The organism is Stenotrophomonas sp. Y-13 (genome assembly GCF_046267925.1).
Classification (GTDB): Bacteria; Pseudomonadota; Gammaproteobacteria; order Xanthomonadales; family Xanthomonadaceae; genus Stenotrophomonas; species Stenotrophomonas acidaminiphila_A.
On the sequence record NZ_CP176501.1, the window covers coordinates 3,439,268 to 3,461,078 of the forward strand.

The following is a 21,811-nucleotide window of genomic DNA, read 5'->3' on the forward strand; positions in this document are numbered from 1 at the left end:
CCCTGCGTTCGGCGCCGCTCAGGGCTTCACGAAGCGCAGCGTCATGCGGTCGCTTTCGCCGATCGCCTTGTACCGGGCGGCATCGGCGGCGTCGTGGTTGTTGGATGGCGGCAGCGTCCACACGCCATTGGGGTGATCCTTGGTGTCGCGCGGGTTGGCGTTGATCTCGCTGGTCTGCTGCAGCCTGAAGCCGGCGGCTTCGGCCATGGCGATCACCTGCGCCTGGCCGACGTAACCGCTCTTGTCGTCGGCGGCGACGTCGGCCTTGGCGCGGTGTTCCACCACGCCCAGCGTGCCGCCGGGCTTGAGCACCGCGAAGAACGCACGGAACATGCCCTCGGCCTGGTCGGCCGCGCGCCAGTTGTGCACGTTGCGGAAGGTCAGCACCACGTCGGCCGAACCCGGCTTGCCCAGCACCGGCGCCGCCGGGTCATAGGCGACCACGGTGGCCTTGTCGAACAGCGCCGGCGCGGCGGCGAACTTCTTCTCCAGCCCGTCGCGGGTGCGTTGCTGGTAGTCGCGGCCCTTGCCGGCCGGCAGCGCCATCGGGTCGACCACCGCGGCCACGTACTGGCCGTGGGCACGCAGGTAGGGCGCGAGGATCTCGGCGTACCAGCCGCCGCCCGGGGTGATCTCGACCACGGTCTGCTGCGGCTGCACGCCGAAGAACTCCAGAGTCTGCAGCGGGTGCCGGTACGCGTCGCGCGCGGTATTGGCCGGGCTGCGCCAGTCACCGCCGACCGCGGCCTGCAGCTGCGCGGACGCAGACGCGGCCGGCGCAGCATGCATGGCGGCGTGGTCGTGGCCGGCGTGTGCGTGGTCCTGCGCGGCGGCAGGCAGGGCGGCGAACAGCAGACAGGCGGCAACCAGCGGGGCAATGGTCTTCATCGGGAGATTCCACGGTTGGAGTCCGGCGAGCCTAGCATGCGTGCGCGGCGGGCCGCCGGCCGCTGCGTATATGCTGGAGCGCCGACGCCAAGGAGCTGCGCATGACCCGTTTACGCGAACTCGGCCGTTCCGGCCTGCAGGTGGCCCCCGTCGCCTTCGGCGGCAACGTATTCGGCTGGAGCGTGGACGAAAAGACCGCCTTCGCCCTGCTGGACGCATTCGTCGAGGCCGGCTTCAACCTGGTCGACAGCGCCGACGTGTATCCGGCGTGGGTGCCGGGCAACACCGGCGGCGAGTCGGAAACCATGATCGGCCGCTGGCTCCGGCGCAGCGGCAAGCGCGACCAGGTGGTGCTGGCGACCAAGGTCGGCAAATGGGCCGAGCGCCCCGGGCTGTCGGCCGGCAACATCCATGCTGCGGCGGAGGATTCGCTGCGGCGCCTGCAGACCGACGTGATCGACCTGTACCAGGCGCACGAGGACGACGCGTCGGTGCCGCTGGAGGAGACCCTGGGCGCCTTTGCGCGCCTGGTCGAGGCCGGCAAGGTGCGTGCCATCGGCGCCTCCAATTACAGCGCCACGCGCCTGCGCGACGCGCTGAAGGTATCGGCCGACTACCACCTGCCGCGCTACGAGAGCCTGCAGCCGGAGTACAACCTCTACGACCGGGCCGGCTACGAAGCGGAACTGGAGCCGCTGGCGCGCGAACAGGGGCTGGGGGTGATCGGCTACTACGCGCTGGCCAGCGGCTTCCTCAGCGGCAAGTACCGCAGCGCCGACGACGCCGGCAAGAGCGGCGCGCGCGGTGCCAGGGTGGTCGCGCGCTACCTGGATGCGCGTGGCCTGCGCATCCTCGCCGCGCTCGACGATATCGCCGCCGCGCACCGGGCGACACCGGCGCAGGTCGCGCTGGCGTGGCTGATCGCGCGGCCCGGGATCACCGCGCCGATCGTCAGCGCCACCGGCGTGGAACAGCTGCACGAGGTGCTCGCCGCCGCGCGGCTGGCGCTGTCTGCCGCGGACATCGCCCAGCTCGACACGGCCAGCGCGGGGGACTGAATGCGCCGTGGGTTGAACCCGGCGCCGGCGCGGTCGTAGCATCCGTGCCACAGGGGGCGGACCGCGAACGGAGACCGCTCATGCAGAACCCGCACGGGGCAGACCGCCACGGCCTGGATGTGGACGCGGAGATGGCGTACTGGCGCAGCATCCACGCCATCGGCCGGCTCGGCCGGCTCGCGTCCGACCCGTACCGGCGACTGCTGCAGATGGGCCTGGGGCTCTACCGGGCATGGCCGCACGCCAGCGAGGAGCAGCTCTACCGCGCGCTGCAGGACAGCTACCATCGCCATGCGCCGGCGCTGGCGGTGCCCTGGGACGAGGCCCGCTGGCGGGTGCGCCACGCCTGGCACCACGCCCGCCGGGCGCAACCCCTGGATCAGGCGCGCCGCTTCAGCCCGGTGCCAGCAACCAGTCGCGCAGCGCCGCACTGACCTCATCGGGCTTTTCCATCGGCGCCAGGTGCCCGCAGCCGGGCAGCAGCAACAGCCGCGAGTGCGGCGCCAGCGCATGCATTTCCTCGCTGACCGCCGGCGGTGTGATGCGGTCGTTGGCCCCGCACACGATCAGCAGCGGGTCGCGGTAGGCGGCCAGCACGTCGTGGCCATCGCGCCGCTCCAGTGCGCTCTGCCGCAGGAACACCGCCGCGCCCAGGCGCGTGGTCATGTCGCGCACGCGCCGCACCAGCGCCTCGTCGTGCAGGCGCGAGGCGTCGATGTAGCTGCGCATCAGCCGGTCGCCGAAACCGTGGAAGGTGCCGGGCAGGCGCACGCTGGCCAGCTGCGCGCGGCGCTGCGCGGCGCGCTGCGGCGAATCGGCGTGGATCGAAGTACCGATCAGCGCCAGCCGCCCGACCCGCTGCGGGGCGACGCGCAGGATCTGCTGGGCGACGAAGCCGCCCAGCGAGAACCCGGCCAGCGCGAACCGCGGCGGCGCCTGCGCCAGCACGTCGGCGGCCACCGCCTGCAGGGTCGTCCCGCGGGTCTGGTCGCCGACGATGCAGTCGGCGATGCCGGACAGGTCGGCGATCTGCGCGCGCCACAGCTCGGCGTCGTTGAGCAGGCCCGGCAGCAACAGCAGCGGGATCTTCCCGGGAGCATTCCCGGCGGCGGTGGTGTGCATGGCGCCCATTGTCGCGCCGCCGGCACTCAGCCGGTACCGTCACCCGTGGAATGCACCGGCAGGGTGACGTTCATGATCGCCGGGTCGTCGGGATCGGGCTTGACCTTGAAACCGAGCGTGCGGCACATCGCCAGCATGGTGCTGTTCTCGCGCAGCACCTGGCCCTCGACCACGTTCAGGCCCTGCCAGCCGGCGTACTCGATCATGATCTGCATCAGCTTCCAGCCGATGCCGTGGCCCTTGAGGTCGGAGCGGATCAGGATGCCGTACTCGCCGCGGTCGTAGTCGGCGTCGGCGTGCAGGCGCACCGCGCCGAGCATGTCGCCGCTCTTCGGGTCGATCGCCACCAGCGCGATCGAGCGGGCATAGTCGAGCTGGGTCAAGCGCGCGATGAATTCGTGGCTGAAATGCTTGACCGACTGGAAGAAGCGCAGGCGCAGGTCGTCGTCGGTGACGCGGGCGAAGAACGCGCGGAACAGCGCGTCGTCCTCCGGCCGCACCGGGCGCACGAAGGCGCGGGCACCGTCGGACAGTTCGATGTTGCGCTCCCATTCGGTCGGATACGGGAAGATCGCGAAGCGCGGATGGCCGCGGCCCTTGTGCAGGCGCCGCACCGGGGCGATGGCGATGCGCGCGTCCAGCGCCATCACCCCGTCGCGGTCGGCCAGCAGCGGGTTGAGGTCCAGGCCGCGGATCTCGGGGATGTCGGCGGCCAGCTGCGCCAGCTTGACCAGCACCAGCGCCACCGCGCGTTCGTCGGCGGCCGGCACGTCGCCGTAGGCCTTGAGGATGCGCGAGACCCGGGTGCGGCCGATCACCTCGTGCGCCAGGCGCAGGTCCAGCGGCGGCAGCGCCAGGGTCTTGTCGTCGATCACTTCCACCGCGGTGCCGCCGCGGCCGAACACCAGCACCGGCCCGAACACCGGATCGTCGGCGATGCCGGCGATCAGCTCGCGCGCCTTGGGCCGCACCAGGGTCTGCTGCAGCAGCACGCCCTCGATGCGCGCCTGCGGGCGCAGTTCGCGCGCGCGCTGCAGGATCGAGGTCGCCGCCATGTGCACGGCCTGCAGCGTGCCCAGGTTCAGGCGCACGCCATCGACGTCGGACTTGTGCGGGATGTCCGGCGACAGCACCTTGACCGCCACGGTCGCGCCGCGCTCGAGCAGCGGTTGCGCCAGCTCCATCGCCTCGTGCGCGTCGCGCGCGACCATCACCGCCAGCGACGGGATGCCATAGGCCTGCAGCAGCGCGTGCGTGGCCACCGGGTCCAGCCATTGCTGGCCACGCGCCAGCGCCGACTCCACCAGCGCGCGCGCGGCCGCCGCGTCCACCACGAAATCGGCCGGCAGGCTGGGCGGCGTCTCCATCAGCGCCGCCTGCGCCTGGCGGTAGCGCACCAGGTGCTGGAACCCGCGCACCGCCTCGGCCTCGCTGGGATAGGTGGGCACCCGCGCGGTATTGAGCGTGGCGGTGGCCTGCTCGTCGTTGCCCAGCCACACCGCGAACACCGGCTTGTCGCGCAGCTGCCGCGAGCGCAGCCCGAGGGTGCGGGTCAATGCCTGCGCCGCATCGGCCGACGAGGTGAACGCGGTGGGCACGTTGACCACCAGCAGCGCGTCGTTGGCCTCGTCGGCCAGCAGCGCCTCCACCGCCGCGGCGTAACGGTCGCCGCCGGCATCGACGATGATGTCCACCGGGTTGTCGCGCGACCAGCCCTGCGGCAGCGCCTGGTCCAGGTGCGCCACGGTCGCCGGCGACAACGCCGCCAGGGTGCCGCCCAGGGCCTGCAGCTGGTCCACCGCCAGCCGGCCGATGCCGCCGCCGTTGCTGAGGATCGCCAGCCGGTTGCCCGGAAACGTGCCGAGCCGGCCCAGGGTCTCGGCGGCGGTGAACAGTTCGTCGAGCGCGTTCACCCGCAGCAGGCCGGCGCGGTTGAACGCCGCCCCGTACACCGCATCGGATGCGGCCAGGGTCTGCGCGTGGGTCTCGGCGCGCGCCCCGGCGCTGCGCGGCTGGCGCCCGGACTTGACCACCACCACCGGCTTGGCGCGCGCCGCCGCGCGCGCGGCCGACATGAATTTGCGGGCGTCGCTGATCTGGTCGACGTAGAGCAGGATCGCGCGGGTGCGGTAGTCGGCGGCGAAGTAGTCGAGCAGGTCGCCGAAATCCACGTCCAGCGCGTCGCCCAGCGACACCACCGCCGAGAACCCGATCGAGCGTGCCACGCCCCACTCCACCAGCGCGGCGGCGATCGCGCTGGATTCGGAGATCAGCGCCAGGTCGCCGGCCTGCGGGGTGTGCGCGGCGATGGAGGCGTTGAGCCGCGCGTGCGGCGCGATCACCCCCAGGCAGTGCGGGCCGAGGATGCGCATGCCCTTCGGCCGCGCCGCCGCTTCCACCTGCGCGGCCAGCGAGCCGGGGCCGCGGCCGAGCCCGGCGGTGAGGATGATGGCCGCGGCCACCCCCAGCCCGGCGGCGGCGGCCACCACCTGCGGCACCATCGCCGCCGGCGTGGTCACCACCATCAGGTCCGGTATCCACGGCAGGTCCTTGAGCCGCTTGACCGTGCGCATGCCGTCGATCTCGGCGTGGCGCGGGTTGACCCAGCCGATCTGCCCGGCGAAGCCGCCCGCGCGCAGGTTGCGCACCACCGCGCGCCCGGCCGAGCGCTCGCGCGGGCTGCCGCCGACCACGGCCACGGAACGGGGACGGAACACGGTCTGCAGGTGGTAGGTGCTCATCGCGATGCCGGCAACGGGAACGCGGTCAAAGGTACACGCGTCGCGGTACCCGCGGCATGAGCACGATCAAGCGGCACGGTGCCCTGCGCACCCGTCGCGACGGCTGGCGGCGGGGCACGCCGGGCCGTGCCGGCCTGGCGCACCGCGCCCCACGGGCGGCCATCCGCGGCGCGTGATGCCGGTGGGCAGCACCGGGCGCCACCCGGGCGACGGCACCGGAGCCCTGCCCCGCGCCTGCCGTGGCAGCGCCGGCGGCGCCGACGCCGGCCACGTGCCGCGTGCGTGCCAACCGGCCCTCGCCCGCTACAGCAGCGTTCCGCCGAGGATCATCGCCGCGATGCTGAAGTAGATGACCAGCCCGGTGACGTCGACCAGGGTGGCCACGAACGGCGCCGACGCACTGGCCGGGTCGAAGCCCAGCCGCTTGAGCACGAACGGCAGCATCGACCCGGACAGCGAGCCGAAGGTGACGATGCCCACCAGCGCCGCGCCGATGGTCAGCGCCAGCAGCTTCCAGTGCGCGCCGTAGTCGTGCAGGCCGGTCAGTTGCCAGATGCTGATGCGGGCGATGGCCAGCAGGCCGAGGATGCCGCCGAGCACCGCGCCGGTCGGCAGTTCGCGCAGCGCCACCTTCCACCAGTCGCGCAGGCGCAGCTCATGCAGCGCCAGCGAGCGGATCAGCAGCGAGGTCGCCTGCGAACCCGAGTTGCCGCCCGAACTCATGATCAGCGGGATGAACAGGGTCAGCACCACCGCGCGCGCCAGTTCGTCCTCGTAATGCTGCATGGCGCTGGCGGTGAGCATTTCGCCCAGGAACAGCACGCTCAGCCAGCCGGCGCGCTTGCGGATCATGTCGAAGAACCCGATCTGCATGTACGGCCGGTCCAGCGCCTCGACGCCACCGAACTTGTGCACGTCCTCGGTGGATTCGTCGATCAGCGCGTCGAGGATGTCGTCCACGGTGACGATGCCCAGCATGCGCCGCTGCGCGTCCACCACCGGGATCGCCAGCAGGTCGTGGCGGCGGATCAGCTGCGCCACTTCCTCCTGGTCCAGCTCCGGGCCGACGCTCACCGGCGGGTTGACCTGGGCCACGTCGAGGATCGAGTCCGACGGCGCGCCGGTGATCAGCCGGCGCATGGTCACCACCTGCAGCAGCTGCGCGGTGCGCGGGTCGAGCACGTAGATCGCGTAGACCGTCTCGCGGCTGCGCTCGACCTCGCGGATGTGCTGCAGCGTGCGCGCCACGGTCCAGTCGGCGGGGACGCTGACGAACTCGGTGGTCATCAGTGCGCCGGCGGTGTTGGGCGGGTAGCTGAGCAGCAGCTGGATCGAGCGGCGCGCGGCCGGGTCGAGCAGCGGGATCAGCCGCGCGCGCTCGTCCTCGTCCAGCTCATGGACGATGTCGGTGGCGCGGTCGTCGGCCATCAGCCCCAGCAGCGCGGCGGCCCGGGCCGGCGGCATCGCCGCGACCAGCTCGCCGGCATGCTGCAGCTCCGGCGCTTCCAGCAGCTTGACCGCGCGCGGCAACGGCAATGCCGCCAGCACCGCGCCGGCTTCGGCCTGTTCGAGCTGGTTGAGATAGACCACCGCGTCGGCGGTGTTGAACCCGGCCAGGGGTGCGCCCAGGGCGCTGGCGTCCGCTGCCGGACGCAGGAGTTGCTTCTGGTTCATCGTGTTTCGCCTTGCCGACCGGGTCGGCTGCTGGGTTGCGGGCGCAACGCCGGCAGCGGCGAAACACCCACTCAGGCGTTGGCCGTCACCGACGTCGGACGAGATCGACTTGTACTGTCGCTGGGCATGGGTGGGACTCCGAAGGGTTGCCGCGACGGCAGGGGCCGGCGGCTGCGCGAGTCTGCGACCGGCGCGCGGCGCGGTCAAGCGGCGTGCCGTGAAATTTTCCAAGGCCGCGGGCGCGCGGTACTCTTTCGTACAGGCATCGGCATGCGCCCGCCCCGGCCGCCGCTCCGCCTTTCCCCTTCTCTATTCTCCGAGCGTGATCCCGATGCATGGCGGCGGTCTGGAACTGGCCCTGGTGCTGCTGTTGGCGGCGGTGATCGCCGTGCCGGTGTTCAAGCGCTTCGGGCTGGGCGCGGTGCTGGGCTATCTGGCCGCCGGCGTGGTGCTGGGCCCGCACGTGCTGGCGTTCGTGCACGACGCCGACCGCATCCTCAACGCCGCCGAGATCGGCGTGGTGATGCTGCTGTTCGTGATCGGGCTGGAGCTTTCGCCGTCGCGGCTGATGGTGATGCGGCGCACGGTGTTCGGCGGCGGCGCGCTGCAGGTGCTGGTCACCGCCGGGGTGCTTGGCGGGCTGTTGCTGCTGTACCACTTCCAGTGGAAGAGCGCGCTGGTGATCGGCACCGCGCTGGCGCTGTCCTCCACCGCGATCGGCCTGCAGCTGCTGTCCGAGCACAAGGCCCTGAACACCGACTACGGGCGGCTGGGCTTCGCCATCCTGCTGTTCCAGGACCTGGTCGCGATCCCACTGCTGGCGGCGATTCCGCTGCTGGGCGGGATCCGCAACGAGACCCTGACCTGGCAGAACGTGGCCACCGCGGTCGGCGCGCTGGCTGTGGTGATCCTGCTGGGCCGGCCGGTACTGCGCCACCTGTTCAGCATGGTCGCGCGCACGCGCATGCCCGAGGTGTTCACCGCCAGCGCGCTGCTGGTGGTGCTGGGCACCGCATGGCTGATGCAGAAGGCCGGGCTGAGCCCGAGCCTGGGCGCGTTCCTGGCCGGCGTGCTGCTGGCCGACTCCGAGTTCCGCCACGAGATCGAGTCGCAGATCGAGCCGTTCAAGGGCCTGTTGCTGGGGCTGTTCTTCATCGCCGTGGGCATGAGCATCGACCTGGCGCGGATCGCCGCCGAGCCGACCGTGATCGCGATCGGCGTCGGCGTGCTGCTGGCGGTGAAATTCGGGCTGCTGGTGCTGATCGGCCTGGCCGCGCGGATGCCGCTGCGCAGCGCGCTGATGCTGGGCAGCGTGCTGTGGCTGGGTGGCGAGTTCGCCTTCGTCGTGTTCAACGAGGCCGAGCGCGTCAACCTGCTGGGGCGCATCAATCACGACCGCCTGGTCGCCATCGTCAGCCTGTCGATGGCGTTGACCCCGCTGCTGATGATCGGGCTCAAGCAACTGGTGCGGCCGCGCGCCCCGAACCGGGGCCCGGAACGCGCGCCGGACAACCTGAACGAGGCCCAGGCGCAGCACCCGCAGGTGCTGATCGCGGGCATGGGCCGCTTCGGCCAGATCGTCGCGCGGCTGCTCACCGCGCAGCGCATCCCGTTCGTCGCGCTGGAAGCCGACCCGGGTACGGTGGAAGACCTGCGCCGCTTCGGCAACCACCTCTATTACGGCGATCCCACCCGGCCCGACCTGCTGCGCGCGGCCGGCGGCGACCAGATCCGGGTGTTCGTGATGGCCATGGACGACCCCGACACCAACCTGCGCGCGGTGCGCCTGGTGCGGCGGCTGTACCCGCAGGCCAAGGTGCTGGCGCGCGCGCGCAACCGCCAGCACGCCTGGAAGCTGATGGACATGTCGGCCGAGCCGTTCCGCGAAGTGTTCGGGTCGAGCCTGGAGATCAGCGAACGGGTGCTGACCGCGCTGGGCATCGCCGAGAACACCGCGCGCGAGCACGTGCGCCGTTTCCGCGAGCATGACGAGAAGCTGCTCAAGGCCCAGCACCTGGTCTACGACGACGAGGCGGCGGTGATGCAGACCTCGCGCGATGCGCGCGCCGACCTGATGCAGCTGTTCGAGGCCGATGCCGGCGAGGACGACGGGACGGCGGAGCGGCCGGCGACGAACCGCGAATGAGGCCCGCGCGCTGCGGCAGCGGCGACTGAAACCGCGGCGCGGCGGCCTGTGACAGCGGCGGCGGCCGCCAGGGTCGCGGGCGGGCCGCGCTCAGCCGCGGTCGCGCAGGAACCGGGCCATCGAGGACACCCCCGGCACCGCCGGCTCGAACTCGCCGGCGACATCGATGAAGCCGCGCATGACCGCGATCTCGCGCGGGCTGCGGCCTAGCGCATCACGCAGATCGGGGTCGGCGCCGGCGCGCAGCAGGCGCTGCACCAGCAACGGCAGGCCATGCAGCGCGGCCAGGTGCAGCGGGCCGAAGCCGCGCGGATCACGCACGTCCAGCGCCACTTCTTCATCGAGCAGGCGCTCGACCGCGGCCAGCACCACCTGCTCGTCACAGGCGGTGCCCGGCTCGGCGCGCGCGCCCAGCAGCAGCAGCAGCGGGGTGACCGTACCGGCCGAAGCCTGGTCCGGCTCGGCGCCGGCCAGCAGCAGGGTGTCGAGCAGCGCCAGCAGCCGGGTGCGGTCGCGCGCGGTGAACCCGTAGAGCGCGGCGCAGTGCAGCGGCGCCAGCTGCTGGTCATCGCCGGCGTGCACGTCGGCGCCTGCGGTCAGCAGTTTGGCGGCGATGTCGGGCAAGCCGAGCGCGGCAGCCAGCATCAGCACGGTGACGCCGCCCGGCAGGCGGTGGTCGATGCGCGCGCCGGCGTCGAGCAGGGCGGTGACGATGGCCGCCTGGCGCATGCTCACCGCCGCCGACAGCGGCGTGGCGCCGCTGGCGGCCGCATGCTGCGGATCGGCGCCGCGCGCCAGCAGCAGGTCCACGGTGGCGACGTGGCCGCCACCGGCCGCGCGCAGCAGGCCGGTGCAGCCCTGCGCATCGACCGCATCCACCGGCAGGCCCAGTTCGATCAGCCGGCGCACGGCGTCGGCATCGCCGGCCATCGCCGCGGCCGGCACGTCGGCTTCGCGCAGCGGCCGCAGCGGCAGCGGCCAGCCACGCCAGTCCAGCCAGTCGGCCAGGTCGCGGCGACCGCTGGACAGGGCCACGCCGAGCGGCGTCTGCCCGTCTGCGGCGCGCGCGTCCGGCGAGGCGCCCTGCATCACCAGCTGCTTCAGCGACGCCTCGCGTGCCAGCGCGGTGGCCAGGTGCAGCGCGGTCATGCCGTGGCTGTCGCGCGCTTCGCGGTCGGCGCCGTGCACCAGCAGCCAGTGCTGCACCTTCAACCAGCCCAGGCGTACCGCCAGCGCCAGCGGCGGATCGCCGGCAGGCGAACCGCCGAACGGATCGGCGCCGCGCTCCAGCAGCTCCAGTACGAACTGTTCGGTACCGCGCGAGCCCTGGTCGTGCTGCACGCAGGCGGCCAGCAGGCGCCCCAGCCCACCGCGCCCGGCAGGCGAAACGCCGTGCCGCAGCAGCACCTGCAGCGTCGGGATGGCATCCACCCCGCGCGCCAGCAACGCGAACATCGGCGTGTCGCCGCAGGCGTCGAGTACTTCGGCATCGGCACCGTGGGCCAGCAGCCAGTCGACCACGCGCGGCTGCAGCGCCAGTTCCACGGCGTGCAGCAGGGTGCCCAGCTCGCGCGCCGAACACAGCCGCGCCAGCGGCGCCATGCCCTCGGTGTTGCCGAAGGCCAGCGCCTCGCGCAGCAGCACCAGCGGCGGGCGGTCGTTGAGCGGCGGCGCCGCGGCGGCGCCATCGCCGGCGTCGGCGCCGGCCAGCGCGTCGCTGACCGCGGCGGGCAGCGGATAGGCCGGGTCCAGCAGCGAGACGATGCTCCAGCGCCCGGCCGCGGCCGCGTGGTCGATGGCGCGGCGGCCGTCGGCGGCGACCGCATCGGCGGCGATGCCCAGGTCCAGCAGGCGCCGCACCAGCGCCGCGGTCACGTTCTCCGCGCGGCAGGCCAGCAGCACCGCGTTGCAGCCCTCGCCATCGACCGCGGTGACATCGGGCTTGTGCGCGAGCAGGCGCTCGAGCACGCCGGCATGGCCATGCGCGGCAGCGTCCAGCCACGGCGTGCGGCCGGCGGCATCGCGCGGTTCGACATTGGCGCCGGCCGCGAGCAGCGCATCGACGATGTCGCCATGGCCGGCCGCGGCGGCCTCGTGCAGGGCGCTGCGGCGGCGGCGGTCGCGCGCGTCCAGCCGTGCCTTGTGCTTGAGCAGCAGCTGCACGCCAGCGGCATCGTCGTCTTCGGTGGCCGCGGCGGGAATGAGGACCGGCACGCCGTCGGCGGGCTCCACCTTGGCGCCGCGCTCGAGCAGGAACCGCGCCAGCCGCCAGTTGCCGGCCTGGCAGGCCACCGCCAGCGGACTGTGACCGTCGTGGTTGAGCGCGTCGATTTCAGCCGCGGCATCGCGCAGCAGTGCGGCCACGCCGGGGTCGGAACTGCGCGCGGCATGGTGCAGCGGGGTGTTGCCATCGGCGTCGGTGGCGCGCGGATCGGCGCCGTTGGCCAGCAGGGTCATCACCGCCTCGGGACGCCCGTGCCAGCTGTCGCGGGTGGCCGCCAGCAGCGGGGTCATGCCGCGATGGGCCAGGTTCACGTCCACGCCGCGGCCGATCAGCGCGCGCAGCAGGCGCAGGTCGGGCAGCACCGCGGCCAGCACCACCAGGCTGCGCTGGTCGCGCGAATCAGCCGGCGGCGGCGCATGCGGATCGGCGCCGGCGTCGAGCAGCTGCAGGGCGCGGTCCACGCGTCCGGCACGCGCGGCCTCGTACAGCTGCGGCACCCATTCGTGCTGCGCCATCAGCTCCAGCGGCGCCGGTTCGGCCAGGGCCTCGGCGAACGGATCGAACGCCGGCGCCACCATCGCCGGCGCGGCCGCTGGCGCGGCGGGCAACGCCTGCAGCGCAGCGTGCAGCACCGGCGAAAGGAGCGCGGTGGCGATGGCCAGCGGCCAGCGCAGGCCGTCGCCGAGCAGACCCGGCCAGGCCGGCGCCACCACCGCCGCGCACAGCAGGCACAGCAGCAGCGCCGCGCCGACGCCGTGCCAGGAATCCATGGCGCGCGCGGACAACGCCTGGGCCTGCGCGCGCAGGGTGCCGCCTTCGCGCTCCAGCGCCTGCCACAGCGGCCAGGTGCGCCACAGCGCCGCCACCGCGATGCTCAGCGCCACGCACAGTGCCAGCACCGCCTGCAGGCTGCCGCTGTCGTGCAGCGCCGCCAATGGCCAGGACACCAGCAGCGCCAGCAGCCCGGTGCCCGCGGCCCAGACCACAAGCAGCCCCGGCAGGTCATGCCGCGGCAGCGCGGCCAGCGGCGCGGTGGCGCGCGTGCGCCGCCACCACGACACCGCCAGCGCGAACGCCGGCTGCGCCAGCAGGCCGCACACGGCGGCCGGCAGGCCACCGAGCGCGGTGGCGAGCGCGAGCAACCCGCCGAGCGCCAGCGCGCCGAGGGCACGGCTGCGGCGGGCGTCAGTCATCGCGGCCGTCGATGCGGGCGATCTTCACCGGCGCCAGGGGCTGCGGCGGCAGCTGCAGGTGGAAGCCGTGCGTGGCCAGGTTGGCGCGCACGAGCGCGGCGTCGGCCTGGGCCAGCCGCCGTTCCGGGGTCAGCGCGACTTCCAGCACGAACGCGAACGGTGCCAGGGTGGCGCCGAGCGTGGCCGGGATCGCGTCGAAGTCGTCGCGCTTGGCAAGGTAGACGTAGGTGTCCGGCTTGCGTTGGCTTTTGTAGACGTAGGCTTGCATGCCCGCGGGCGTTGCCCTGCTTGGGAATGCAGGAGATTGTGTCGGAAACCCGACGCCGGTGAAAGGCATTGCCGTACGCAGCCGTCCGCGGCTTTGCCGGAGCTTCATTCATTTTCATCAAGAAATGCGCACGCCATCACCCTGGCGGGACGCCGTACGGTGGACGGGCACCCCGATATACTCGCGCCCCGCCCCATGTCCGGAAGACCGCGTGACCGCCGCAATGCCACCGCGCCTGCTCCCACTGAACATCCTCGCGCACAGCGCCACCACCGCGCTGGGCGCGGGACTGGATGCGCAGCGCCAGGCGCTGGCGCACGGTCGCAGCGGCCTGCGCCGCAACGACTTCGGCAACGACCCGCTGGACTGCTGGATCGGCCGCGTCGACGGCGTGGAGGACGTGACGCTGCCGCCGGCGCTGGCCGGCTTCGACTGCCGCAACAACGCGCTGGCATGGCTGGCGCTGCAGCAGGACGGCCTGCTCGACGCGGTGGCCGCGGTTGTCGCCCGCCACGGCGCGCACCGCGTGGCGGTGGTGATGGGCACCTCCACCTCGGCCATCGGCGCCACCGAAGCGGCATATGCGCGGCTGCACACCGATGAAGCGGGCGTGGCGCATTTCCCGCCGGAGCTGCAGCGCCCGCGCATCCACACCCCGCACGCGCTCGGCGACTTCGTCCGCGCCGCCACCGGGCTCGGCGGCCCGTGCGTGACCGTGGCCACCGCCTGCTCGTCGAGCGCCAAGGTGTTCGCGCAGGCCGCGCGGCTGATCCATGCCGGTTTCGCCGATGCGGCCCTGGTCGGCGGCGTCGATACCCTGTGCGGCAGCGTGCTGTTCGGTTTCCATTCGCTGCAGTTGGTCGCCACGGCGCCCTGCCAGCCGTTCGACGCGCGCCGCAGCGGGCTGTCGCTGGGCGAGGCCGGCGGCTATGCGGTGCTGGAACGCGCCGGCGCCGGCCCGGAGACCGCGCTGCAGCTGGGCGGCTACGGCGAATCCAGCGACGCCCACCACATGTCGGCACCGCATCCGCAGGGGCTGGGCGCGCGCCTGGCGATGCGCCAGGCGCTGCACAGCGCCGGGCTCGAGCCCGCGCAGCTGGGCTACCTCAACCTGCACGGCACCTCGACCCCGGCCAACGACGGCATCGAGGCCGCCGCGGTGGCGGCGCTGTTCCCACCGTCGCTGCATGCCAGCTCGACCAAGGGCTGGACCGGCCACACCCTGGGCGCGGCCGGCATCGTCGAGTCGGTGTTCGCGCTGCTGGCCTTGTCCGACGGGCTGCTGCCGGGCACGCTCAACAGCACGGTTCCCGACCCGGCCTGCGGACCGCAGATCCGGTTCGACAATGCGCGGGTGGATATCCGCCACGCGATGAACAACTCTTTCGGCTTCGGCGGCAACAACTGCTCGCTGGTATTCAGCAAGGTGGGATGAGGCGCATGCGCGAGGCGGTCGTCGAAGGCATCGGATTCTGGGGCAGCGGGCTGCCCGACTGGGACGCGGCGTGCGCCTGGGCGCGGGGCGGCGTGCATCCAGCGCAGGTGCCGGCGCGCCCGGCCCCGCTGCTGCTGGCCGCCAACGAGCGCCGCCGCGCGCCGGCCACGGTGGCGGTGGCGCTGGAAGCCGCACTCGCCGCCTGCGAGGCGGCCGGGCGCGAGGCAGCGACGCTGCCGTCGGTGTTCGCGTCCACCCATGGCGAAATGTCGATCAGCGACTACATGTGCACCACGCTGGCCAGCGACCCGCGCGCGGTGTCGCCCACCCGCTTCCACAACTCGGTGCACAACGCCGCCGCCGGCTACTGGACGATCGGCACCGGCGCGCATGTGCCGGCCACCGCGATCAGCGCCGGTCGCGGCAGTTTCGCGCAGGGCCTGATCGAAGCGATGGCGCAGCTGGCCGCCGGCAGCGAGGCGGTGCTGCTGGTCGCCTACGACGGCCCGGCCTGTGGCCCGCTCGGCGAAATGGCCCCCAGCGAGGGCCTGCTGGGCGTCGCCCTGGTGCTGTCGAACAGCCCCTGCGCCGGGCTGCCGACGCTGCGCGTAGCGATGGCCACCGGCAGCGGCGACGGCAGTGCCGACGCGCCCGGGCCGTTGACGCGGCTGCTGGCCGGCAACGCGATGCAGCCGGCGCTGCCGCTGCTCGAAGCGCTGGCGCTGGAGCGCCCCCAGGTGCTGCTGCCGGCCGGGCCGGAGCAATGGCTGCAGGTCGGGATCGGCCATGGCTGAGCAACGCATGCTGGGCCCGGATGACGTGGCGGTGGTGATCCCCGCCCTGAACGAAGCGCTGCGCATCCGCGAGGTCGTGAGCGGCGCGCTTGCGTTCTGCCCGCACGTGATCGTGGTCGACGACGGCTCCGACGACGGGACCGTGGACTGCATCGCCGACCTGCCGGTCACCGTGCTGCGCCATGCGCGGCGCAGCGGCAAGGGCCAGGCGCTGCGCAGCGGCTTCGCCGAAGCCGTGCGGCGCGGCCTGCGCGGGGTGCTGACCATGGACGGCGACGGCCAGCACGCGGCCGCCGACCTGCCGCGGCTGCTGGCCTGCGCCAACCGCCACCCCGGCTGCATCGTCATCGGCGCGCGGCTGCGCAAGCGCGCCTCGCAGCCGCTGCTGCGGCGCCTGGCCAACGAATTCGGCGACTGGGGCGTGGCCTGGGGTACGCACTACCAGGTGGCCGACAGCCAGAGCGGCCAGCGTTTCTACCCGGCCGCGGTGATCGCCATGCGCGACATTCCCGGCGAGGATTTCGTGTTCGAGGCGCAGCTGCTGATCTCGGCGGCGCGGCAGCTCGGTACGCGCTGCGTGTCGGTGCCGATCGAATCGCGCTACCGCAGCGCCGACCGCGACGAGTGCTTCCGCCCGAGCCACTTCCGCCCGCTGCGCGACCTGACCCGGATCACCGTGCACATCGTGCGGCTGGCGCTGCGCCATGGCGACGTGCGCAGGGTCCACCGCCGCATCCGCGCCAACCCGCCACTGATCGACGACGGCGCGGGCGGGCAAGCGCCGCCGCGGTGAAGCCGGTCCAGCGGCTGCGCCTGCGCGCGGCTCAGCCCATGCCGCCGTTGATGCCGATCACCTGGCCGTTGATGTAACCGGCGTCGTCACTGCACAGGAACGCCACCAGTGCCGCCACTTCCTCCGGGCGGCCCGCGCGCGCGGCCGGTACGGTCTGCCGGATCAGCTCCGGCGGAAACGCATCGCCGGCCATCCGCCCTTCGATCACCCCCGGGGCGACGACGTTGACGCTGATGCCGCGACTGGCCATTTCCCGCGCCAGCGACTTCGAGGCCCCGTGCAACGCCGCCTTGGCCGCGGCGTAGTTGGTCTGGCCGCGGTTGCCGAGCACCGCCGCCACCGACGAGACGCTGACGATGCGACCCCAGCGCGTGCGCGCCATCGGCAGCAGCAGCGGCTGGGTGACGTGGAAGAAGCCATGCAGCGACACGTCGATCACCCGCCGCCAGCGCGCCGCGTCCATGCCGGCCATCGGCGCGTCGTCGTGCACCCCGGCGTTGTTGACCACGATCTGGATCGGGCCGTCGGCCAGCAGGCCTTCCAGCGCCGCCGCGGTGGCCTCGCCGTCGGCCACGTCGAACGCCACCGGCTGCGCGCTGCCGCCGGCGGCGGCGATCTCCGCGGCCACCGCCTGCGCGCGCGCCAGGTTGCCGTTGGCATGCACGATCACATGCGCGCCGTCCGCGGCCAGGCGCCGGCAGATCGCCCCGCCCAGGTCGCCGCTGCCACCAGTCACCAGCGCGCGTCGCTTCGTATTCATCACGATTTCTTCCTGCATGTCGTTGCGCTCATTGTCCGGGCTGCAGCATCACCGCCGCGCGTCCTTCGGCCAGCAGCCGCCCGCCGTGGCTGATCCGGAACCCGTACTGCTGGCTGGCCCCGGTCTCGGCCAGGACCTGCGCGGTCGCTTCGATGGCGCCATCGAGATCGTCGATGCGCGCGACATGCAGCCGCACGTCGCGCAGCGCCACCAGCACGCCGGGCAGCACCGCGCCGCCGCGCTGGCGCGCGCGCAGGCCGCCGTGCACCGCCATCGCCTGCGCGCCGTATTCGCACAGGTGGACCGCGCGCAGCCGGCCGTCGCTGCGCAGCGGGTGCGCCGGATCGCGGTGGTTGTGCGCGCGCAGGACGATGTCGCTGGCGCTCCACGCCAGCACTTCGTCCCACAGGCACATGTCGCCCTGGTGCGGCACCAGCGGCAGGATGTCCTCACGCCGCAGCATCGGCGGCCTCCTGCCAGGGGTGGCGCGAGACCAGCAGCGCCAGCACGAAATTGCACACTACGCCCAGCGCCACGGTGCTGCCGATCGCGCGCAGCACCGGGATCGAGGACAGCCCGAGCAGGCTGAACACCAGCAGCGTCATCGCGCTGCACACCAGCAGGCCATGCAGGGTGCGCAGCTGGTCGGCGTGGCTGTCGCCGGCGTGCTCGAAGAACAGGCCGTAGTCCAGGCCCAGGCCGGCGGCGAGGATCAGCCCGATCAGGTGGAACAGGTTCAGCTCGACGCCGCTGGCGCGCAGCAGCGCCAGCACCACCAGCGTGGTCAGCAGCATCGGCAGCAGCACCCGCAGCGCGCGGCGCGGCGAGCGCAGCGCCGCCCACACCGTGGCCGACAACAGCAGTACCGCCACCGCCAGCGCCATCAGCACGCGGCCGCGGTATTCGGCCACCAGCGATTCGGAGGCATGCTTCAGGTCCAGCAGTTCGGCGCCATGCAGGCGCGCGCTGGTGGCGACCGCGGCCACGTCGTGCAGTCCGCTCAGCGACACCAGCGCGGTGGCGTGGCCCTGGCCCTGGCCCTGCAGCAGCAGGCCATCGACCGCGGTGGCCAGCGGCGTGCCGTGCAGGTCCTGCGGCTGCAGCGCGGGCGCGCTGCGGGCGCGCTGCACATCGGCGATGAACGGCTCGAACGCGTCGTCGCGGAACGGGGTCCCGGCCACCGCGGTGGCCAGTGCGCCGCGCAGCGTGGCTTCATCCGGCAACAACTGCTGGCGCTGGCGCTGCAGCGCGGCGCTGGGCAGGTAGCGCGCGGCCATGTCGTAGCGGTCCAGCGCGCCATCGGCGACCAGTTGCTGCAGCACCGGCCGCAGGCCTTCGCTGGCGGCCAGCGCCACCTGCGCGTCGGCGCCGCGCACGGTGATCACGTAGCGCACGTCGGGCGCGCCGAGTTCGCCGCGCAGCTGCGCATCGCGCTGCAGGTCGGCCGGATCCACCGGGGTCAGCTTGCCCAGGTCGTTCTGCCAGAATGGCCCCGGCGCCCATACCAGCACCCCCAGCGCCGCCACCGCCAGCAGCGCCAGCGAACGGCGCGGGCGCGGCAGCCGCCGGGTGTGGCGCCACAGCCGCGCCAGGGCTGCCGAATCGGCGAAATCGCGGGTCGCCGGGTCGACCAGCGCCGGCAGCAGGTAACGGGTGGCCAGCGCCGCGGTGGCCAGCGCGGTGATGGTGAACACCGACAACTGCTTCAACCCGTCGACCCCGGAGAACAGGAAGGTGAGATAGGCGATGCAGGTGGCGACCACGCCGGTGCCCAAGGTCGGCCACAGCGCGCGCACGTTGTCCCATGGCGAGCGGCCCGGGCGCTGGTGGCTGAAGAAATGGATCGGGTAGTCCTGCACCACGCCGATCAGGGTGAAGCCGAAGGCGATGGTGATGCCGTGCACGCCGTCGAAGGCCAGCGCCACCGCCGACAGCCCGGCCAGGCCGGCGCTGGCCAGCGGCAGGAAGCCCAGGATCGGCATCTTCCAGCTGCGGTAGGCGATCCACAGCAGCAGGATCATGCCGAGCGTGTCGATGGTGCCGATGGTGCCGGCTTCGCGCGCGGTGCGGTTGCCGATCTTCACCGAGAACGCGCCCGGCCCGCTCATCTCCAGGCGGCTGCCGCTGTCGCCGGCGATGCCCGCGAACGCGGCCGTGATGGTGTCCACCGCCTGCTGCTGCGCGCCGGGGTCGAACCCGGCCGCGCGCGTCTGCACCAGCAGCAGCGCCTGGCGGCCGCTGCGGTCGAACCAGACCTCGTCGATGCGCTGCGGTGCGTTGGCCGGCTGCAGCGCCTCGGCCACGCGCAGCACCTGCAACGTGGGATCGGACGGCAGCAGCGGCTCGACCAGCGCCCCCGCCGGCGAGCCCAGGTCCTGCAGCCGCGCCTGCAGTTCCTCGCCCAGGCGATCGGCACTGAACGCATCGGCGGGCAACGCGTCGATCAGGTAGCGATAGGGCAGCAGCCGCTCGGGGAAGGCCTCCAGCCCGGCCTGGCCGCCATTGGCGACCAGCTCGAACTGCGGGTCTTCCGCCAGCGCCTGCTGCAGTTGCCGCGACTGCCCGGCGAGCTGCTCCGGCGCGGCACCGGACAGCGCCAGCAGCAGCAGCCGCGCGCCCGGGCCTTCGCCCAGTTCGTCGAGCAGCAGCTTCTGCGCCGGGGTGCGCGCATCGGGCATGAACTTGCGCAGGTCGCCGCTGACCTGCATGCGCCCGCTCAGCCAGGCGGTGAGCAGGCCCAGCAGCAGCAACCAGGTGATCGCCAGGCCGATGCGCAGGCGCGGGGTCAGCTTCAACGCCGGCTCCCGTCCAGGCCGGCCGCGGCAGCGCCATCGTGCGCGCCGTCATGGCACAGCGTGGCCAGCGCATCGGCCTGGCGCACGCGGTCGGCGGCCGTGGCCGCGGCGCCCAGCAGGGTGCGCTGCAGTTCGCCCCGCGCCGGTTGTGTTTCGATGCAGCGCAGCTCGCCCTCGCGCCCACGCAGCGTCACCGCGCGTACCCGCGCCGCCAGCGCCGGTGCCCTGGGCGTGAGCACCAGTCGCCAGCGCTGCGCGGTACCCGATGCCTGCAGGCGATAGGCCTGCTCCAGCGCGGCCAGGTCGCCGGACAGCAGCGCACCGAAGCTGGCCTGCAGGTCCGACAGCTCGGGCACCCGCTGCAGCGAGAACACCCGCGGCGGCTTGCCGGCGCGGGCGATGCTGACCTTGCCGTCGGCGATGGTGGTGGTTTCGGCGTAGGGCACGCGCACTTCGCGTACCAGCGTGGCCGGGTCCGGGCGGCGGTACTGGCCTTCCACCCGCAGCGGCTCCTTCAGCAGCGCCGAACCGCGCAGTTCCACGAAGCCGGTCTGGCTGGGCACCGGTTGCGCCAGCCGGCGCAGGATCCAGCCGGCATCAACGTCGGCCGCCAGCGCCGGCGCGCTGCTGCACGCGGCCAGGAGCACCGCCACCATCCAGCGGCGCGGGGAGTGAGGCTTGGGAATGCCAGAAATCATAGAAGTTGAACCAGTTCCAGGGGGCGCCGCGCAGGTGGTGTTCGAGCCTGCCGGCATAACGGTGAACCAGCGCCGACAGCGCCTCGGCCCGCTGCGCGCGGGGTACGTCGACCGCCGTGGCGAACGGCTCGAACAGCAGATCGTAGCGGTTGCCGCCGCGGTACAGGCCGAAGGCCAGCATCACCGGTGCCTTGAGTACGCTGGCGATCAGCCACGGTGCGGTCGGGAACGGTGCCGGCGCGCCCAGCAGCGGCGCGGCCAGCGCGGTTTCGCCCGGCCGCGCGCGGTCCACCAGCAGCGCCACCATGGCCCCTTCCTGCAGTGCCTGCTGGATCGCAAGCACCACCGCCGGCCCGCCCTGCCCGGCATCGATGATGCCCGCGGCCAGGCCGGGGTCGAGCTCGGCCAGCAGTTCGGTGATGGCGGCATTGTGGCCGCGGTCCAGCAGCACGCGCAGTTTCAGGTCCGGCCGCTGCCGGCCCAGCGCGCGCAGCGCGTCGAAGCTGCCCAGGTGCGAGCCGAACAACAGCACGCCGCGGCCTTCGTCCAGTTGCGCAAGCAGCTCGCCGGTGCCTTCGGTGCGGATATCGAACAGGTCCATGCGCCCGCCGAGCAGGAATACCCGGTCGAGAATGGTCGCGGCGAAAGTGTGGATATGGCGCGCCACGTCGCGCAGCCGGGCGCGGCGGCCCAGCACGCGGCCGAGGTAGGCGCGCGAGGCGCGGCGCTCGCTGGCGCGTACCAGCAGGAAGTAGCCGGTGATCGGGTACAGGCAGAGCCGGGCGATGCCACGCCCGCCGTGGCGGGCGATGGCCGCGATCAGGCGGACCGCGGCGCGGCCACCGCCCTCGGGACGGCGCTTCCAGTCGGCATCGCTCATGCCGCCGGTCCGTCGCCGGCCACCAGTTCGCCGCGCGCAAGCAATTCGTCGCCACGCCACACCCGGAACTTCCAGTGCGGCGCTGCGCCGTCCAGTTCGATCCGCGCGACCTGCCCGGGCAACAGCGGCGCCATGAACTTCACCTGCGGCAGGCGCAGCGCGCCCAGCGGTTCCCCGGCCACGGCCTCGGCCGCGCGCAGGACCTGTTCCAGCACCACCACGCCCGGCACCAGCGGCCGCCCCGGGAAATGGCCGGGCAGGCAGGGATGGTCGGGATGGATGCTGAACTGCATGGCGGGGCGGGCGGCGGCGGGGGCCACAGGATACCCGCGGCCCCGCCGG

The 21,811-nt window shown here is 73.1% G+C and carries 18 protein-coding genes; 6 read left to right on the forward strand and 12 right to left on the reverse strand.

The window, feature by feature from the left end:
* Positions 1–18: 18 nt before the first annotated feature.
* A complete protein-coding gene (locus ACJ7VY_RS15630) occupies positions 19–888 on the reverse strand; it encodes a class I SAM-dependent methyltransferase (RefSeq protein ID WP_409476009.1) in 870 nt (289 codons plus the stop codon).
* A gap of 101 nt (positions 889–989) precedes the next feature.
* On the opposite strand from ACJ7VY_RS15630, the gene ACJ7VY_RS15635 reads away from it, so the two are divergent.
* Positions 990–1,946, forward strand: a complete 957-nt coding sequence (locus tag ACJ7VY_RS15635; protein WP_240212531.1) for an aldo/keto reductase — start codon at positions 990–992, stop codon at positions 1,944–1,946.
* An 80-nt stretch (positions 1,947–2,026) separates the two neighbouring features.
* A complete protein-coding gene (locus ACJ7VY_RS15640; protein ID WP_409476010.1) occupies positions 2,027–2,380 on the forward strand; it encodes a hypothetical protein in 354 nt (117 codons plus the stop codon).
* Here ACJ7VY_RS15640 and ACJ7VY_RS15645 read toward each other — a convergent pair.
* The 3 genes from ACJ7VY_RS15645 to mgtE form a co-directional block, all read right to left on the reverse strand.
* Positions 2,340–3,068, reverse strand: a complete 729-nt coding sequence (locus ACJ7VY_RS15645; protein ID WP_313248054.1) for an alpha/beta fold hydrolase — start codon at positions 3,066–3,068, stop codon at positions 2,340–2,342. The genes ACJ7VY_RS15640 and ACJ7VY_RS15645 overlap by 41 nt on opposite strands.
* 26 nt (positions 3,069–3,094) lie before the next feature.
* The gene (locus ACJ7VY_RS15650; RefSeq protein ID WP_409476011.1) at positions 3,095–5,809 is read right to left on the reverse strand and encodes a bifunctional acetate--CoA ligase family protein/GNAT family N-acetyltransferase; all 2,715 of its coding nucleotides are present in this window, start codon (positions 5,807–5,809) and stop codon (positions 3,095–3,097) included.
* Positions 5,810–6,112: 303 nt separating this feature from the next.
* Complete coding sequence (gene mgtE, locus ACJ7VY_RS15655; protein ID WP_104939913.1) at positions 6,113–7,483, reverse strand: magnesium transporter; 1,371 nt, start codon at positions 7,481–7,483, stop codon at positions 6,113–6,115.
* A 331-nt stretch (positions 7,484–7,814) separates the two neighbouring features.
* Here mgtE and ACJ7VY_RS15660 point away from each other — a divergent pair, with 331 nt between their 5' ends.
* Entirely contained in the window at positions 7,815–9,629 is a 1,815-nt protein-coding gene (locus ACJ7VY_RS15660; RefSeq protein ID WP_409476826.1) for a monovalent cation:proton antiporter-2 (CPA2) family protein, read from the forward strand.
* A 90-nt stretch (positions 9,630–9,719) separates the two neighbouring features.
* Here the strand turns inward: ACJ7VY_RS15660 and ACJ7VY_RS15665 are convergent, their stop codons facing one another.
* Complete coding sequence (locus ACJ7VY_RS15665) at positions 9,720–13,046, reverse strand: ankyrin repeat domain-containing protein (RefSeq protein ID WP_409476012.1); 3,327 nt, start codon at positions 13,044–13,046, stop codon at positions 9,720–9,722.
* A complete protein-coding gene (locus tag ACJ7VY_RS15670; RefSeq protein WP_104939915.1) occupies positions 13,039–13,314 on the reverse strand; it encodes a YcgL domain-containing protein in 276 nt (91 codons plus the stop codon). Before ACJ7VY_RS15670 ends, ACJ7VY_RS15665 begins: the two co-directional genes overlap by 8 nt.
* A 223-nt stretch (positions 13,315–13,537) precedes the next feature.
* Between ACJ7VY_RS15670 and ACJ7VY_RS15675 the strand changes: the two genes are divergently transcribed.
* From ACJ7VY_RS15675 to ACJ7VY_RS15685, 3 genes are read left to right on the forward strand one after another with little or no spacing between them, the layout of a single operon-like run.
* Positions 13,538–14,749 (forward strand): beta-ketoacyl-[acyl-carrier-protein] synthase family protein, encoded by a 1,212-nt coding sequence (locus ACJ7VY_RS15675; RefSeq protein WP_409476827.1) that lies wholly within the window; start codon positions 13,538–13,540, stop codon positions 14,747–14,749.
* Positions 14,750–14,754: 5 nt separating this feature from the next.
* A complete protein-coding gene (locus ACJ7VY_RS15680; RefSeq protein WP_240212537.1) occupies positions 14,755–15,543 on the forward strand; it encodes a beta-ketoacyl synthase chain length factor in 789 nt (262 codons plus the stop codon).
* A complete protein-coding gene (locus ACJ7VY_RS15685) occupies positions 15,536–16,336 on the forward strand; it encodes a glycosyltransferase family 2 protein (RefSeq protein ID WP_409476013.1) in 801 nt (266 codons plus the stop codon). The genes ACJ7VY_RS15680 and ACJ7VY_RS15685 overlap by 8 nt, the downstream gene beginning before the upstream one ends.
* A gap of 31 nt (positions 16,337–16,367) precedes the next feature.
* On the opposite strand, the gene fabG is transcribed toward ACJ7VY_RS15685, so the two are convergent.
* The 6 genes from fabG to ACJ7VY_RS15715 are packed head-to-tail and all read right to left on the reverse strand — an operon-like array spanning position 16,368 to position 21,762.
* On the reverse strand, positions 16,368–17,096 hold the full coding sequence (fabG, locus tag ACJ7VY_RS15690) for a 3-oxoacyl-ACP reductase FabG (RefSeq protein WP_313255262.1): 729 nt from the start codon (positions 17,094–17,096) through the stop codon (positions 16,368–16,370).
* 28 nt (positions 17,097–17,124) lie between these two features.
* Positions 17,125–17,559, reverse strand: coding sequence for a phosphotransferase (locus ACJ7VY_RS15695; RefSeq protein WP_409476014.1), 435 nt, complete (start codon positions 17,557–17,559; stop codon positions 17,125–17,127).
* Complete coding sequence (locus ACJ7VY_RS15700) at positions 17,546–19,891, reverse strand: MMPL family transporter (protein WP_409476015.1); 2,346 nt, start codon at positions 19,889–19,891, stop codon at positions 17,546–17,548. Before ACJ7VY_RS15700 ends, ACJ7VY_RS15695 begins: the two co-directional genes overlap by 14 nt.
* Positions 19,888–20,547 carry a LolA-related protein gene (locus ACJ7VY_RS15705; protein WP_409476016.1) on the reverse strand — a complete coding sequence of 220 codons (660 nt, stop codon included), beginning with the start codon at positions 20,545–20,547 and terminating at the stop codon, positions 19,888–19,890. The genes ACJ7VY_RS15700 and ACJ7VY_RS15705 overlap by 4 nt, the downstream gene beginning before the upstream one ends.
* On the reverse strand, positions 20,489–21,469 hold the full coding sequence (locus ACJ7VY_RS15710) for an acyltransferase (RefSeq protein WP_240212542.1): 981 nt from the start codon (positions 21,467–21,469) through the stop codon (positions 20,489–20,491). Before ACJ7VY_RS15710 ends, ACJ7VY_RS15705 begins: the two co-directional genes overlap by 59 nt.
* Entirely contained in the window at positions 21,466–21,762 is a 297-nt protein-coding gene (locus ACJ7VY_RS15715; RefSeq protein ID WP_409476017.1) for a hypothetical protein, read from the reverse strand. The genes ACJ7VY_RS15710 and ACJ7VY_RS15715 overlap by 4 nt, the downstream gene beginning before the upstream one ends.
* Positions 21,763–21,811 lie beyond the last annotated feature (49 nt).